The organism is Acinetobacter sp. YH1901141, assembly GCF_013416935.1.
Classification (GTDB): Bacteria; Pseudomonadota; Gammaproteobacteria; order Pseudomonadales; family Moraxellaceae; genus Acinetobacter; species Acinetobacter towneri.
The window spans coordinates 1-13,417 of the sequence record NZ_VPEY01000018.1 but is presented as its reverse complement, the minus strand read 5'-3'; the positions used below and the strand labels follow the sequence as shown (position 1 = coordinate 13,417).

17 protein-coding genes and 1 pseudogene are annotated in these 13,417 nt (G+C 40.1%); 5 read left to right on the top strand and 13 right to left on the bottom strand.

The genetic code is table 11. From position 1 onward, the window contains the following. Positions 1-46 precede the first annotated feature (46 nt). From FTV52_RS10360 to FTV52_RS10340, 5 genes are all read right to left on the bottom strand, one after another. Positions 47-757, bottom strand: a complete 711-nt coding sequence (locus FTV52_RS10360) for an SGNH/GDSL hydrolase family protein (protein WP_167846459.1) — start codon at positions 755-757, stop codon at positions 47-49. Positions 758-919: 162 nt separating this feature from the next. Further along, positions 920-1,663 (bottom strand): SDR family oxidoreductase, encoded by a 744-nt coding sequence (locus FTV52_RS10355; protein WP_179990772.1) that lies wholly within the window; start codon positions 1,661-1,663, stop codon positions 920-922. A gap of 10 nt (positions 1,664-1,673) precedes the next feature. Next, complete coding sequence (locus tag FTV52_RS10350; RefSeq protein ID WP_004973573.1) at positions 1,674-2,372, bottom strand: histidine phosphatase family protein; 699 nt, start codon at positions 2,370-2,372, stop codon at positions 1,674-1,676. Beyond that, positions 2,369-3,490, bottom strand: coding sequence for a phosphotransferase family protein (locus tag FTV52_RS10345; RefSeq protein ID WP_179990771.1), 1,122 nt, complete (start codon positions 3,488-3,490; stop codon positions 2,369-2,371). The genes FTV52_RS10350 and FTV52_RS10345 overlap by 4 nt, the downstream gene beginning before the upstream one ends. A gap of 130 nt (positions 3,491-3,620) precedes the next feature. Next, positions 3,621-4,862 carry an acyl-CoA dehydrogenase family protein gene (locus FTV52_RS10340; protein ID WP_179990770.1) on the bottom strand — a complete coding sequence of 414 codons (1,242 nt, stop codon included), beginning with the start codon at positions 4,860-4,862 and terminating at the stop codon, positions 3,621-3,623. 93 nt (positions 4,863-4,955) lie between these two features. Here FTV52_RS10340 and FTV52_RS10335 point away from each other — a divergent pair, with 93 nt between their 5' ends. Next, a complete protein-coding gene (locus FTV52_RS10335; protein ID WP_179990769.1) occupies positions 4,956-5,873 on the top strand; it encodes a LysR family transcriptional regulator in 918 nt (305 codons plus the stop codon). A gap of 103 nt (positions 5,874-5,976) precedes the next feature. Here the strand turns inward: FTV52_RS10335 and FTV52_RS10330 are convergent, their stop codons facing one another. The 5 genes from FTV52_RS10330 to FTV52_RS10310 all read right to left on the bottom strand — a co-directional run bounded on the left by FTV52_RS10330 (position 5,977) and on the right by FTV52_RS10310 (position 10,123). Beyond that, entirely contained in the window at positions 5,977-6,468 is a 492-nt protein-coding gene (locus tag FTV52_RS10330; protein ID WP_004973565.1) for a hypothetical protein, read from the bottom strand. Between the two features lie 375 nt (positions 6,469-6,843). After that, positions 6,844-7,227 carry a type II toxin-antitoxin system HicB family antitoxin gene (locus FTV52_RS10325; protein ID WP_179990768.1) on the bottom strand — a complete coding sequence of 128 codons (384 nt, stop codon included), beginning with the start codon at positions 7,225-7,227 and terminating at the stop codon, positions 6,844-6,846. 2 nt (positions 7,228-7,229) lie between these two features. Continuing rightward, positions 7,230-7,418 (bottom strand): type II toxin-antitoxin system HicA family toxin, encoded by a 189-nt coding sequence (locus FTV52_RS10320; RefSeq protein ID WP_004973562.1) that lies wholly within the window; start codon positions 7,416-7,418, stop codon positions 7,230-7,232. A 132-nt stretch (positions 7,419-7,550) separates the two neighbouring features. Then, a complete protein-coding gene (gene fumC, locus FTV52_RS10315) occupies positions 7,551-8,945 on the bottom strand; it encodes a class II fumarate hydratase (protein ID WP_104851973.1) in 1,395 nt (464 codons plus the stop codon). A gap of 173 nt (positions 8,946-9,118) precedes the next feature. Beyond that, positions 9,119-10,123: an SDR family NAD(P)-dependent oxidoreductase gene (locus tag FTV52_RS10310; protein ID WP_179990619.1), complete on the bottom strand. Its 1,005-nt coding sequence runs from the start codon at positions 10,121-10,123 to the stop codon at positions 9,119-9,121. Positions 10,124-10,184: 61 nt separating this feature from the next. On the opposite strand from FTV52_RS10310, the gene tusD reads away from it, so the two are divergent. From tusD to FTV52_RS10290, 4 genes are all read left to right on the top strand, one after another. Continuing rightward, complete coding sequence (gene tusD / locus FTV52_RS10305) at positions 10,185-10,553, top strand: sulfurtransferase complex subunit TusD (protein ID WP_096902816.1); 369 nt, start codon at positions 10,185-10,187, stop codon at positions 10,551-10,553. A 43-nt stretch (positions 10,554-10,596) separates the two neighbouring features. Next, positions 10,597-10,947 carry a hypothetical protein gene (locus FTV52_RS10300; RefSeq protein WP_004973555.1) on the top strand — a complete coding sequence of 117 codons (351 nt, stop codon included), beginning with the start codon at positions 10,597-10,599 and terminating at the stop codon, positions 10,945-10,947. Between the two features lie 65 nt (positions 10,948-11,012). Beyond that, complete coding sequence (locus FTV52_RS10295; RefSeq protein WP_004973553.1) at positions 11,013-11,297, top strand: DsrH/TusB family sulfur metabolism protein; 285 nt, start codon at positions 11,013-11,015, stop codon at positions 11,295-11,297. A gap of 58 nt (positions 11,298-11,355) precedes the next feature. Beyond that, complete coding sequence (locus FTV52_RS10290) at positions 11,356-11,667, top strand: TusE/DsrC/DsvC family sulfur relay protein (protein ID WP_026438386.1); 312 nt, start codon at positions 11,356-11,358, stop codon at positions 11,665-11,667. A gap of 31 nt (positions 11,668-11,698) precedes the next feature. Here FTV52_RS10290 and FTV52_RS10285 read toward each other — a convergent pair. The 3 genes and pseudogenes from FTV52_RS10285 to FTV52_RS10275 form a co-directional block, all read right to left on the bottom strand. Then, positions 11,699-12,187, bottom strand: a pseudogene (locus FTV52_RS10285) (winged helix-turn-helix transcriptional regulator). Between the two features lie 197 nt (positions 12,188-12,384). Next, entirely contained in the window at positions 12,385-12,843 is a 459-nt protein-coding gene (locus tag FTV52_RS10280; RefSeq protein ID WP_225530225.1) for a hypothetical protein, read from the bottom strand. Continuing rightward, positions 12,833-13,210, bottom strand: a complete 378-nt coding sequence (locus FTV52_RS10275; protein WP_004973545.1) for a hypothetical protein — start codon at positions 13,208-13,210, stop codon at positions 12,833-12,835. The genes FTV52_RS10280 and FTV52_RS10275 overlap by 11 nt, the downstream gene beginning before the upstream one ends. Positions 13,211-13,417: the final 207 nt, after the last annotated feature.

Here is a 13,417-nt window from a genome sequence, read left to right as displayed (position 1 = left end):
TAGACTAACATATCTATTCTGCTAGTCTAGAGCCAAGTTAATTTACCTAAAACCACCCCAAAATCCTATCCGCAACTTCTTTTCCCCAAATTTGGTAAATTTCTTTACTTGGATGAAAACCATCTTTTGCCATTTCTAAATTCATGGATTGATATTTTTGAATATCATATTCAATCCATTGCATATCTTCTTGTTGTGCAATCATTTTTTCTAATTGTAAGTTCATTTGTTTGGCGTATTGTCCAAATAGCCAAGACAATGGATTGGGCAATGCAGGAAATAAATGCATTGGTGGAACGCTCGTAGCAATGATTAATTCAGGTTGGAATTTTGCTTGAATAAGTTGATAAAAATGTTGCTGTTGTTTAATCCAAGTCTGTGCCGACATTAAGCGTGTTACATCGTTGACACCAACAGAAGTAACCACAACATCATATTTTTGATTTACCAGTTTTTTCGTTTTTTGAATGACTTGTGAGGTAGTATCTCCAGACTGCGCCTCTAAACGCCAATGTACTTGGTACTGATGCTGCAAAGCAGAAATCACCGCACCTAAAAGCGCATCATTTTGATGTGCTACCCCAACGCCTGCAGCGGCAGAATCGCCTAAAATCAATAATGACAGCGTTTGCCCTTGCCCTGTAATACCTTCTCGTGCGCCTTCGGCTTCAGGCAATCGGATCGTGTTCTTTTTAACACGACTTCCCTGAATCACCAAAGCGGGAATTAAGGCAAGGGTTGCTGTTCTAAGCCACATCACATTTCACTCTTAAATACGAAAACCGAAAATACAAATTTTAAACCCAAACAAAAGTAGAGACTCAAATATAAAAATAGCATCGTGTCATTTAAAGTGATTGCATTCATCATCAGCTTTAAATTTCAGGATGCTATTCAAATACTATGATATCGCTGCTATTTAGCCGAGTTTATTGACCAATTTTAATGGTAAAACTTTCATAGCTAAGCCCAATGGCAACCATGGCCATTTAGGTACATAGGCTTTAATTGGCGCTTTTTCAATTTCTGCAGCAAGTAAGCGTGAACCTGTTTTTTCATCAACTTCAAAAGGCAGTTTTTTTGCACCTTCGTTGATTTCGGTACGAATATAACCAGGGAAAATAGTCGTAACTTGAATAGGTGTATCAATTAATTCTGCACGAATTCCTTCTGCTAAATGTGCTACTGCAGCTTTACTTGCACCGTAAGCAGTAAGATGTTTTGGCATACCACGAATGGCACTCATAGATGAAATCATCACCAAATGCCCTGAGTTTTGCTCACGGAAAATTTCAACCGCGGCTTCACACTGCGCCAAAGCTGAAATAAAGTTGGTTTCTACTGTGGCTTTGTTGATGGCAAAATTACCTTTACCAATGCGACGTCCTTCGCCCACGCCTGCATTGACAATAATGCGGTCAATTTGTCCAAAATCTTGTTTAAATTCACGAAACACCTGAAACACCTGATCATAATTGGTGACATCCAGCGTTATTGCAATAACACGAATACCAAACTGGCTTTCCAGTTCTTGTTTCAGCGTTTCCAAACGCTCTAAACGTCGGGCGCAAATTGCAAGGTTATAACCCATTTGAGCAAATTCACGTGCCATACCCGCACCAATACCTGAACTTGCACCTGTAATTAGAATTGTTTTTGTCATGGTTTGATCCTTAAATCCAAGTCAATAAATTTGAGTTTTCAGCTTTAATAAAATGATGTTCATTCAAGCTTAACAGTTGTGGTTCACTGCCGACCAAACGTAAAGTGGTGATACTTGAGTTAGTAATTGCCCAGTTCAATGCAAAGGTTTTATTGGGCGTTAAGCCTAAAATTTTACCTGCAGCCACAGAAATCACACCACCAGAAGTAAATACCACAGCATATCGTGGTTGTTTTTGGGCTAAGTCATCACATAAATGCTGCAATGCATCTTCGACACGCTGTTTAAAATGCGGCCAAGATTCTTCATATTCATGGTGATATTCACCGCCCGTCCAGCGTTCTATCGCACCTTCAAAAATTTTTGCCAAATATGCACGAGGATTGACCTCTTTGGCGACATCTTCTTTCATCAATTCAGGTTGATTAAAACGCGGTTCATACTGCGCGAAAACCTGTTGATGATTAAACTCGTTCCATGCACTGTCGGTATGAATTTCGACCTCAGGAAAACATTCTGCCAAAGCCAGTTGTGCAGTTTGCTGATGGCGCTGCATTGAACCAGCCACCACATAGGGTGCTTCTTTTAAAATGCGATCAAAATAACGTCCGAGCAATTTGGCTTGTAACTCACCATTAGGCGAAAGTTGATCATAACTTTCTGCCCCAAAAGATGCTTGCCCATGACGAATTAAATAAATGGTGGTCATTTCGGCATCAATTCCTTAAATTTGGCGATATATTTTTGTGCTAGTTCATTTGCTTCCAGTCTTTGTAAACCAATTAACTTTAAGGCACGAATATGCAAAGCATGAATGACAATCCAGAAATCCTTAAATGCAGGATTATTGGTTTGCTTGTGGAAATAACGATAATAAATTTGCTGGGCGATCACCGCTAAACGGAAAATTCCAAACACTTCATAGAATGTCCAGTTATCGGTGCTCAAGCCTGTTTTTTGCAAATAATAGTCCACCACTTGCTGACGTGTGAACATGCCTTTTAAGTGCGTTGGTTGACGACGGGTGGCTTTAAAAATTTGATTATCGGTATCTTCAACCCAATATGCCAAAGCCGAGCCTAAATCCATGAGTGGATCGCCCAGTGTTGCCATTTCCCAGTCCAAAACGCCAATCACTTGGGTCGGATGTTTCGGGTCTAAAATCACATTATCAAAACGCCAGTCGTTATGAATAATGCAGGTTTTTGAATCTACAGGAATATGGTCTAACAACCATTTACGCACATATTTAAAAGATGGCACGTTGATGGTATGTGCTTTGGCATAGCGTGCATCCCAACCTTCTACCTGACGTCGGCAATAACCATCACCTTTCCCTAATTTTTCTAGCTCAGTTCCTGCATAAGGTACTTGATGCAGCTCAATCAGTTTATCAATGACATTTACACAAAGTTCATGTACTTGAGTTTCGCTAAAATCAAGCTCTGGTGGCAATTTTGCACGTGGGATAATGCCTTCAATACGTTGCATCACGTAAAAATCGCAGCCAATTACAGCTTCATCCTGACACAACGCCACCATTTCAGGTAACACAGGATAAAACGGGGCTAAATTCTTTTGCACATGATATTCACGCGCCATGTCATGTGCAGATTTAGCTTTAGTACCTTTGGGCGGACGACGCAAAATTAAATCAGCATTGCTGTACTTAAGGCGATATGTCCAGTTCGATGCACCGCCTGAATATTGTGTGACTTCTACAGGTTCTACGACATCGACATTTTGTTGTTTTAACCATGCTGTCACTGCCTGAATATCGAGTTCTTCGCCTTCGCGTACTGTGCCGCCTACATCAATAACTGACATTATTTTTCCCTAATTTTCCAATTTTTTTAATCTAACATAGATTTTCCGTGTTCTCTTGAGATGTATCGGCAATATCAGAAATATTGCCGAATACACTACCAAGCGACACAATAAAAAATTCGCAACTGACTTATTTTTTGCGGCTGCTACGATAACCACGTTTAGCCAACTCAAGTTTGGCAATCATGCCTTTGTGTACTTCGTCTGGTCCATCGGCAAGACGTAAACTACGCGCTTGGGCAAAGAAACCTGTCAACGGTGTATCTCTAGATACGCCTGCACCACCATGAATCTGCATCGCCATATCAACTACTTTTTCCAAGACACTTGGTGCAACCACTTTAATGGCAGAAATTTCGGTAAGTGCTGCCATATTGCCTAAAGTATCCATTTTATAGGCTGCATAGAGAGTTAATAAACGTGCTTGGTCAATCGCCACACGTGCTTCCGCTACACGCTCCAAATTGCCACCGAGTTTCAGAATTTCCTTGCCAAATGCGGTACGACTCATGCCACGGTCAATCATCAACTCCAAAGATTTTTCGGCTGCACCAATACAACGCATACAATGGTGAATACGCCCCGGACCTAAACGACCTTGTGCAATTTCAAAACCTTGTCCTGCACCGCCAATAAAGTTGGCAACAGGCACACGCACGTTATCAAAACTGACTTCGCCATGACCGTGTGGCGCGTCGTAATCACCAAATACAGGTAACATGCGTTGAATTTTAACGCCCGCAGTATCCACAGGGACTAAAACCATAGAGTGTTGATGATGACGGTCTTTGGTTTCATCGGGTGTATGCGCCATAAAAATAATAATTTTGGCATTTGGATCGCCCAAACCTGAAGACCACCATTTACGACCATTCAAGACAATTTCATCGCCGTCTACGACTGCTGTTGCCTGCATATTGGTCGCATCACTTGAAGCCACTGCAGGTTCAGTCATACAAAACACAGAACGAATTTTACCTTCAAGCAGCGGTGTCAGCCATTCTGCCTTTTGTGCTTCAGAACCATAGCGCCATAAAACTTCCATGTTGCCGCTGTCGGGTGCATTACAGTTAAATACGGTTGGCGCAATCACACTGCGTCCACTCAACTCTGCAATGTGTGCATATTCTTGTACCGACAAACCTTGTCCTAATTCTGGACAAGGTAAAAACATATTCCATAAACCTGCAGCTTTGGCTTTGGCTTTTAATTGTTCTAATTGTGCTGGCCATTGCCATTTAGTCCAGTCACCACCCTGATTTAATTCGTGAACTTCTGCCCAGAATTCAGCTTCAATCGGCTCAATTTCTTTGGCAATAAAGGCTTTGGTACGTTCTATATAGTCTTTGGCGCGTGCAGATAGCTCAAACATGGTTCAAATCCCTTAAAATATTGTATTCATTGCTTTACAACACCTTAACTTGAAAACTAATATGAACAAAATGATTTAATTCAATAAAACACTATGAATCATGTTCATAATAATGCAAAAGTTGATCTTGCCGTTTTTCATCGTTTAGACATCAATTTATACCCGATGTTTGTTGCAATTTATGAGCAGCGCAGTATTTCCAAAGCTGCACAAATTTTGTGTATTAGCCAATCTGCCGCCAGTCATGCTTTGCAGCGTTTAAGACAACATTTACAAGATGATTTACTGGTGCGAAGTGGCAATAAAATGCTGCCTACGCCTTTTGCCGAGCAAATTTATCCGACTATTAAAAATGCCTTGTTGGCGATTCAAAGTATTGCAATACAGAAACAGCAATTTGAGCCGAATATGTTGCAATCGCTCAAAATTGCTATCCATGATGAAATTGAACCGATTATTTTTCCTAAATTGGTGGCGCATTTTCAAAAGTTGAACTTGGATATTCAATTTCTGAGCCACAAATTAGACCGTAAAACGGTATTGGCAGATTTGGCAGCACAACAAATTGATTTTGTAATTGATTTAGAACAAAATTTCGGCGATAAAATTCAGTTTCAATCCTTAGTTCAAGACCAATTTGTAGTCTGTAGTTCACAACAGGAAATGAATACCGCTCTGTATTTATCTTCTGCGCATATTGGGGTTTCATCACGGCGTACAGGTATGTTGTTAGAAGATATTTATTTGCATCAAAAGCAATTATCACGGCAGGTTTTTTTACGTTGTCAGCATTATTCTACGGCGTTACAGATTTTACAGCAGCATCCTCAAGCGATACTGACTATTCCAAAAATGATTTTAAAGCATTTAAATATGAGCCAAAAATTGAATATTTTTGATGTGCCTGTAGACTTGCCCTTAATTAATATGGGGATGTATTGGCATAAAGATTTACTGGAAAATTCAAGACATTATTTTTTAAGAGAGGAAATTTCTAAAATTTTTACTTAGGCTATTTGGGGTTGATCTGGATTCGCAAGTGGTTGCTAATCGTCTTGTATGATTCTATAAAAAATAAAAGCCGCCGAGGCAGCTTTTTAATATGGGTTTGTTCTTAAAACTTCGCTTCCAAAACTTTTGTAGATACTTTGCCTTTCCATAAATCACGCAAAATTGGCAAATAGAACTTTTCACCTACTTCTACCAATTCTGCATCAATTAAGGCATGTGTTTCATGCATAAATAAATAATCTAGCTCTACAGTTTGTAATTGTTGTTGGGCTTTGGCGAAGTCTTTACGTTTTTGTTGGGCTTGTTTCACCAATTGATCTGCAAATGTCTTGCCTTTGAACTGACTGAGCGCATTTAAACGTAATTCAATTACGCCCCACCCACTGAGCAACAACTTAAATAATTCTAAATCTGCAGTGGTCGATTCCCACGTCATTTCTTCCAGATTTTCATTTTCAGGCAATACAGGTAGTAAAAGCTCCATTACACTTGGAAAAATCTTTTTAAAATTCAAGATAAATTTAACAGGCTGCTCACCCGGGTAATCTTTAAATTGCACGTGTTGCTGAACATCTGTTAAATAAATTGAGAGCATTGAAAATTTCCGTAGTTAAGATATTGAGTTGCTTATAAAAAAATTAAATTTTGCAAAATAAATGCAAAACTTTAGCAAAACAGTATTTTGAAGTATTGCGTATTCTAGCAATTATGGCAGCTTAATCAATGTAAGTTGAATAAGGAACGGACATAAAAGAAAGCATCTAAAAGTGGTTAATGCGACTAAATGACGGGTTTTGAACTATTACATTTAGATAGCACCTTGTAGCAGCCTATTCTGCCGTTATGCAAATTATGTCTTTACACCAACACATAAATTTAAAATCGTATTAGGATGAATTACCCCTCTACATTCAAATTAGGTGCAATAGAAAACCCAGCATTTAGGCTGGGTTTAGTATATTTTACTTGATTAATGCAACGCCATTTCCGCGCTTTTAGCTAAGAATGCCGAACGGCTTAAATGTTGTTTTTTTGCAACAGCATCAATACGTTTCACTAAAGCTTCTGGCATGCTGATATTAATACGAATAGACTTTGTATTTACTTTTGTTGTATCAATATCAACTAACAACCAAACCCCCCCCTCAAATCGCTCATCACCTAACCATTGCTCTGGGCTTGATGGTTCTGGTAACGGAATATCTTCACCATCAAAGTGAACTTCAACCGCTTCCTGTGCCATGCGCTGAATTTCTTGCATCTCATCTGCTGCGCTAAAGCATCCATCAAAGTCAGGAAAGGTTAAACCGTATGCGCTATCTTCATCTTTGTGAACATATACTGGATATAACATTTTTACCTCCACTCCCAACCAGCCTGTTTATATATATTGCGTAGAGTTCCTATTGGCATATCTTTACGTGGATGTGGTACCACAACATGTCCAGGCTTTTCAGGATGCTTATACTTTTCATGGTCGCCTTTACCACCCACTTTGTACCAGCCTTCCTGCTCAAGACGCTTAATAATGTCTTTGCTGTTCATTGTGTAATTATACACAACATAATTTTAATAAGGAAGGATGCCCAAAATTTTCCCTGATTTTCATAAACAAAGTCTGTGTCTACCTCGCATCATGTGCAGACAAACACAGACCTTGAATTTGTTTAAAACTGATTACTTGGTATTCGGTGCAATCATTTGTTCAGGACGTACCACTTCATCAAACTGCTCTGCTGTGACCAAATTCAGCTCTACTGCAACTTGCTTTAAGGTTTTATTTTCCTTATAAGCTGTTTTAGCCACCTTCGCTGCATTCTCATAACCAATTACAGGATTCAAAGCGGTCACTAACATGAGTGAATCATGCAAAAAGTGATCTATTTTTTCACGGTTTGCTTGAATGCCAACGGCACAATGCTCATTAAAGCTATTACATGCATCGCCCAAGAGTTGAATAGATTGCAATAAGTTATATGCAATTACTGGCATAAATACATTCAGCTCAAAATTGCCCGATGCACCAGCCACGTTAATTGTGGTGTCATTGCCCAATACCTGTGCAACTACCATGGTCATTGCTTCGCTTTGTGTTGGATTAACCTTGCCCGGCATAATACTTGAACCAGGTTCATTTTCTGGAATACGCAGCTCACCAAAACCACAACGCGGGCCACTGGCTAACCAGCGAATATCATTCGCAATTTTATTTAAACTCACCGCCAAAGTTTTTAATGCACCTGAAGCAAATACCGCAGCATCACGCCCCGCCAAAGCCTCAAACTTATTTGGTGCAGTCACAAATGCTAAGCCTGTTAGCTGTGCCAATTGCTCCGCTGCCTGTACCGCATAATCAGGATGTGCATTTAAGCCTGTACCGACTGCTGTACCGCCCAATGGCAACTCATACAAGCCTGTTAAAGCCTGTTCTAGACGTTTTAAACCATGATCTAGCTGCGATACATAGCCACTAAATTCCTGCCCTAAAGTTAATGGTGTCGCATCTTGTAAATGTGTACGTCCAATTTTGACAATTTCAGAAAATTCTTCACTTTTCGCATGCAACGTATCGCGCAAACTCTTTACTGCAGGAATGAGCAGTTCATTAATTTGCAAACTCGCTGCCACATGAATTGCAGTTGGAAAAGAATCATTGGTCGATTGGGCGCGGTTGACATGATCATTCGGATGTACAGGCTTTTGTGCACCTAAAGGATTCCCCAGTTTTTGATTGGCGATATTGGCAATCACTTCATTACAGTTCATGTTACTTTGCGTACCCGAACCTGTTTGCCACACCACCAAAGGAAATTGACTGTCCCACTGCCCTGCAATGACTTCATCTGCTGCACCGACAATGTACTGCGCCAACTCTTGAGGGATTTGCCCTAAGTTTGCATTGGTTATTGCCGCAGCTTTTTTAACCAAACCCATAGCGCGAATCATGGCGCGTGGTAAACGCTCATTGCCGATTTTAAAATTTTGTAAGCTGCGCTGAGTTTGTGCGCCCCAAAGCGCGTCATTCGGAACTTCAACCTCACCCATGGTGTCATGTTCAATACGTGTTTGCATGTTCAGCCTCATTCCTTCGTGATTTCAATGATGTCATGTGCTCTTATCTCGATCTTATAAAAAACAGACAGCCTAGTAAATGATAATTATTATCAATAATTCCGTTGCATTGTATCTGTTTCAGCTATGAGGCTTCGTGAATCGCATCTCAACGAATTTTATAGCGCTTACTTTTAATGCTTAAGCGTATTTTGATAAAAACGCCATTCATCCTCTAGCATTTTTTCCAGACTACGTTTTGGCTGCCAGTGTAAATATTGTTGTGCCTTATCTACGACTGCACCTAACTGATCTAACTCAGGATATTCATAATGAATTGCAGGAACTGTAGCAATTTCAGTGTCAGTGACTTCACTAATACGTGCAAGTAATTGTTGAATTGAAACCACTTCTCCCGCAATATTAAAAGCTTCACAGCTATGCGTTTGCTCAAATAACCAATGCAGGCTTGCAATCACAGCATCACAGGCATCGAGTACGTGCACAAAGCTACGTTCTACAGTTTGATCTGCAGTATTAGCTTGCTGACGTAATTCAATCGCTTCACGCTGCTGTACTGCGACTTGCATCGCCAAAGGAATAATATTTTTAGGTAACGGAGCAACGACTTCACCTAAAATGCCGTGTTCAAATGCACCTGCTATATTACTCAAGCGCAAAATAGCAATATTCCATTCATTATCCGTTCTAAAAGTATCGCGGATGATTTCTTCAACCATCTGCTGAGATTTCACATACGGATTGGCATAGGTGTAATTAAAACTCTGGCTTTCTTCCAGATTCAATCCTGACTTGCCATAGACCGCTATACTTGAAAGATGCACTAAACGACGCACACCTGTACGTTGCATGGAACGCAATAAACTCATAATACAACTGACGTTATCGTTATAATATTCCAGTGGTTTAAGCACCGATTCTTCTAAAGATTTAAACCCTGCACAATGCACCACCGCAGTAATCGAATATTGTTCAAAGACTTTGTTCAGCGCAGGCGTGTTTCTTACATCTAATTTGGCAAAAGGCACATAACGCCCTGCAATATATTCAAGTCGCTCTAAGGTCTGCATACTTGCATTGGATAAATTATCTACAATAATGACCTCTTGCCCTTGAGCCATTAGGCTTAATGCAATGTGTGAGCCTATAAAGCCTAAACCACCAGTCACTAAAATCATTTATACTACCTTTTTTTATAAAGTCTGAATGCGCCTTGGCACATTGCATTAGTGAATTTTGATGAGCACCTTATTACTAATAACCTCCGCACCAACCTCTATTCATGCATGGCATGCACTCGGTCTTGCTCAAACCTTACAACAGAAAAATGAGGCTTTTCGTGTGTTTTTTTATCAAGATGGCGTTGCTGTAGCGAATGAGTTGCAATGGGTACCCGATGATCAACGCAACCTCAAAACAGAATGGCAAAAATTGTCTATTCGTTTACCCGTATGTGTAAGTGCCGCACTGGCACGTGGTATTAGCGATGCAGACAATGCCAAACGCCATCAACTGAGCCAACACAATTTAGCCGCAGGCTTTGAATTGGTTGGCTTGGGCGAACTGGCCGATGCAGTGCAAAGCACAGAACGCCTGATTCAATTTTAAGCGATTCATTTTGTAAATCTGTTGCATTTAAAAGGTAAATTGTGTGAAAACTGTACTCGTGGTTTTACGTCAGGCCAATTTAAACAGCTTACAAGTGCATGAAAGCTTGTCTGCAACAATGGTACTGGCAACTTTTGGTTGTGAAGTCAAAGTATTATTACAAGATGCGGCATTAAGCCTATTACAGTCAGAACTGGCTTTTGATTCACTAAAACATGCCTTTAAAGTGGCATCCAACTTGGTTGATAGCTTTGAGTTTTATGACCTCAGCCCAATTTTGATTGAAAATAAACATGCTAACTCGCCGTTTATCAAAAATACGGTACATGAAATTGAATGGGTGGAACTGAATCGGGAGCTGATTCAAACCTTTGATCGAGTTTTATATTGGTAGGTTGATCGGTGGTTTAACAATCTGATTGATCATTTGACCATATCTAAACATCTAAAGAGAAAAGCATGTCTGACGCAAATTTATATTTAATCCAAGCGAGCTTTGATAGCACCGCAACAATTTTAGCAGAGCTAAATGCCTTGTATGCTCCGCAAGACAGCGTTGTACTTATGGGTGATGCGGTATTGCATCAGCAACATCCACTCTGTGCCCAGCTAGACAAAATATATGTACTGGAAAATGATGCAGAAATATTGAATGGTCATTTGGCGGAAAATGTACAGCCGATTAATTATGCAGCTTTTGCAACGCTGTGTTTAGCACATCAGCGCTGTATCAGCTTAAAATAGCAAGCCGTAATGATATGAAACCAATGCAAAGCATTTTTAAGGGTGAATGAAACAAGAGATGACACTAGAATTAGATCAAGATGGACATTTGCTGGATTACACTGTCTGGAATGAACAAGTGGCGCAAGAATTGGCGCAAAGTTTAGAGCTTGAACTCACAGCTTGGCATTTTGAAGTTTTGCACGCTGTACGCCAATTTTATCAGCAATTTGGACACTCACCTGCAACCCGTCCTTTAATCAAATTTTTAATGAAAACTGTAAGCCCAGAGATTAACAACGCTGTTTTGCAGGAAAAATTTAATACAGGTTTGGTGGCACGGCATTTAAGTCGTTTAGCGGGTATTCCTAAACCAGCCAACTGCTTATAGACAAACTGTTGCTGATTAATACGGCACTGATTTAGGTTTGTTTTAAATTTTGCTGTGCTTGGATGTACTGATAATACACTGGGGTAAAATGTGGTTTTACTTGCTTGGCATGCAGTTCTTCACCACATTCCGAACATACCACCACAGGCTAAAACGTCTTAGCACAATTTTTATGGATGTATTCCACAGGCTTACCTAAACCTTGATCCATCCATTTATCTGCCCAATTTGCCATAGACAGCATTAAGGGATAAAGCTCCAAGCCTTTCTCAGTCAATTTATATTCAAAACGTTCTTGGCGCTCTACATAAGGCACTTTGACTAAAATTTCATGTTCCACCAAACGCTTTAAACGATCTGACAATACATGCCGCGTTACGCCTAAATGTTGTTGAAAATCATCAAAGCGACGCATACCCATAAAGGCATTACGAATAATCAGCATCGTCCAACGGTCACCAATCACCGACAAGGTTCGTGCAATCGAACAAGGCTGCTCGCCAATTTCATCCCATTTCATCTATGTCGCCTATCCCTCAGTTCACTACCTGCAAGTTAAAAGATTCTACAGTCTTTGCAAAGTCAGTTTTGCATGAAAATTGATAAAAAATGAAGTATGACTTCACAATCTGCTTAAAAGGGATCCCCAGTTTTGGGGTTTTATATGTCTGCATCTTCAATCTTCAGATTTGCTATTCACTTATAAGGCAGATCACACTATTTAGATGTAGCTCCTGCACAAAAAACTTGTTCAGTCATACCTGAAGCCGTGAAACTGTTGTGCTGCTGCTCTAAATAACGCCTTGCCACCATTAACATCACAGGTGCAGGATACAAGTTTGGATTGTGCTCGGAAATTTCAGCAATATTTTTATAGGCGTGATAGCGTGCACAAAATGCCTGTTTTTGTTGTTCTGCCGTTGCTTGGCTAGCTGGGTCATCCAGTATTTTTTTGCTGTCATTCACAATTTGCGTGTATTGATTTAACAAATATTGATATTGCGTTTGGGTCAATCCATCGACTGCGTGTTGGATTGTAATAGGCATCGATGATGCTTCAAGTGCCAACTGCTGCGCTTGAATACCTTGTGCCATTACGCTCAGACTTTGCAGTCCAAGCATAATGCTCACCGATATTTTTGCCATGTTCGACATGCGCATAGGCTTAAGACTCATCGCCTTCTTTCCAGACATCTTCATAGTCATCAGCATCAATCATAAAGCGGTAGCCTTGTTCTAAAGCCAAGTATGGAAGCACATCGGGCAAAATATCTTGTAGCTCGCGTACAGGCATGGTTTCAAAGTTCACGTCATCTTCACCCAATTCACCGCCATAAATGTACCACGCGACTTTTTCTTCACCTTCTGGCGCTTTACGCAAGCCCACAAGTGGATCTTTATTTAAGGTCTGGACTGCAACTGCGACAACATCATCGCCACTCACAGCAATATAGGCTGAACCAAATTCTTCACAGAGCAGTTTTTGTTCTTCTATCAACTCTGCCAAGGCTGAGTTTTTTTGCTTTTGCTGTGGTTTAGACATGACAATTCTCTAAGATAAGCTGTGAGTATTCTAACGAGATTGTACAGATAGAAAATCTTTATTTTTATCCACTGGAGCGAAAAACCTCGTGGTTCAGCACGAGGATATAAGCGACTGGAGTAAACCATATGAACGACACGAAATGTCGTTTTAAATACTTGTACTATAGTCACTATTAAGAAAAATACTGTTAAAATAATTGGATGA

Coding starts and splice junctions, on each gene's coding strand:
- FTV52_RS10360 (WP_167846459.1), bottom strand. CDS start 757: ATGTGGCTTAGAACAGCAACCCTTGCCTTAATTCCCGCTTTGGTGATT.
- FTV52_RS10355 (WP_179990772.1), bottom strand. CDS start 1,663: ATGACAAAAACAATTCTAATTACAGGTGCAAGTTCAGGTATTGGTGCG.
- FTV52_RS10350 (WP_004973573.1), bottom strand. CDS start 2,372: ATGACCACCATTTATTTAATTCGTCATGGGCAAGCATCTTTTGGGGCA.
- FTV52_RS10345 (WP_179990771.1), bottom strand. CDS start 3,490: ATGTCAGTTATTGATGTAGGCGGCACAGTACGCGAAGGCGAAGAACTC.
- FTV52_RS10340 (WP_179990770.1), bottom strand. CDS start 4,862: ATGTTTGAGCTATCTGCACGCGCCAAAGACTATATAGAACGTACCAAA.
- FTV52_RS10335 (WP_179990769.1), top strand. CDS start 4,956: ATGAATCATGTTCATAATAATGCAAAAGTTGATCTTGCCGTTTTTCAT.
- FTV52_RS10330 (WP_004973565.1), bottom strand. CDS start 6,468: ATGCTCTCAATTTATTTAACAGATGTTCAGCAACACGTGCAATTTAAA.
- FTV52_RS10325 (WP_179990768.1), bottom strand. CDS start 7,227: ATGTTATATCCAGTATATGTTCACAAAGATGAAGATAGCGCATACGGT.
- FTV52_RS10320 (WP_004973562.1), bottom strand. CDS start 7,418: ATGAACAGCAAAGACATTATTAAGCGTCTTGAGCAGGAAGGCTGGTAC.
- fumC (WP_104851973.1), bottom strand. CDS start 8,945: ATGCAAACACGTATTGAACATGACACCATGGGTGAGGTTGAAGTTCCG.
- FTV52_RS10310 (WP_179990619.1), bottom strand. CDS start 10,123: ATGATTTTAGTGACTGGTGGTTTAGGCTTTATAGGCTCACACATTGCA.
- tusD (WP_096902816.1), top strand. CDS start 10,185: ATGAGCACCTTATTACTAATAACCTCCGCACCAACCTCTATTCATGCA.
- FTV52_RS10295 (WP_004973553.1), top strand. CDS start 11,013: ATGTCTGACGCAAATTTATATTTAATCCAAGCGAGCTTTGATAGCACC.
- FTV52_RS10290 (WP_026438386.1), top strand. CDS start 11,356: ATGACACTAGAATTAGATCAAGATGGACATTTGCTGGATTACACTGTC.
- FTV52_RS10280 (WP_225530225.1), bottom strand. CDS start 12,843: ATGAGTCTTAAGCCTATGCGCATGTCGAACATGGCAAAAATATCGGTG.
- FTV52_RS10275 (WP_004973545.1), bottom strand. CDS start 13,210: ATGTCTAAACCACAGCAAAAGCAAAAAAACTCAGCCTTGGCAGAGTTG.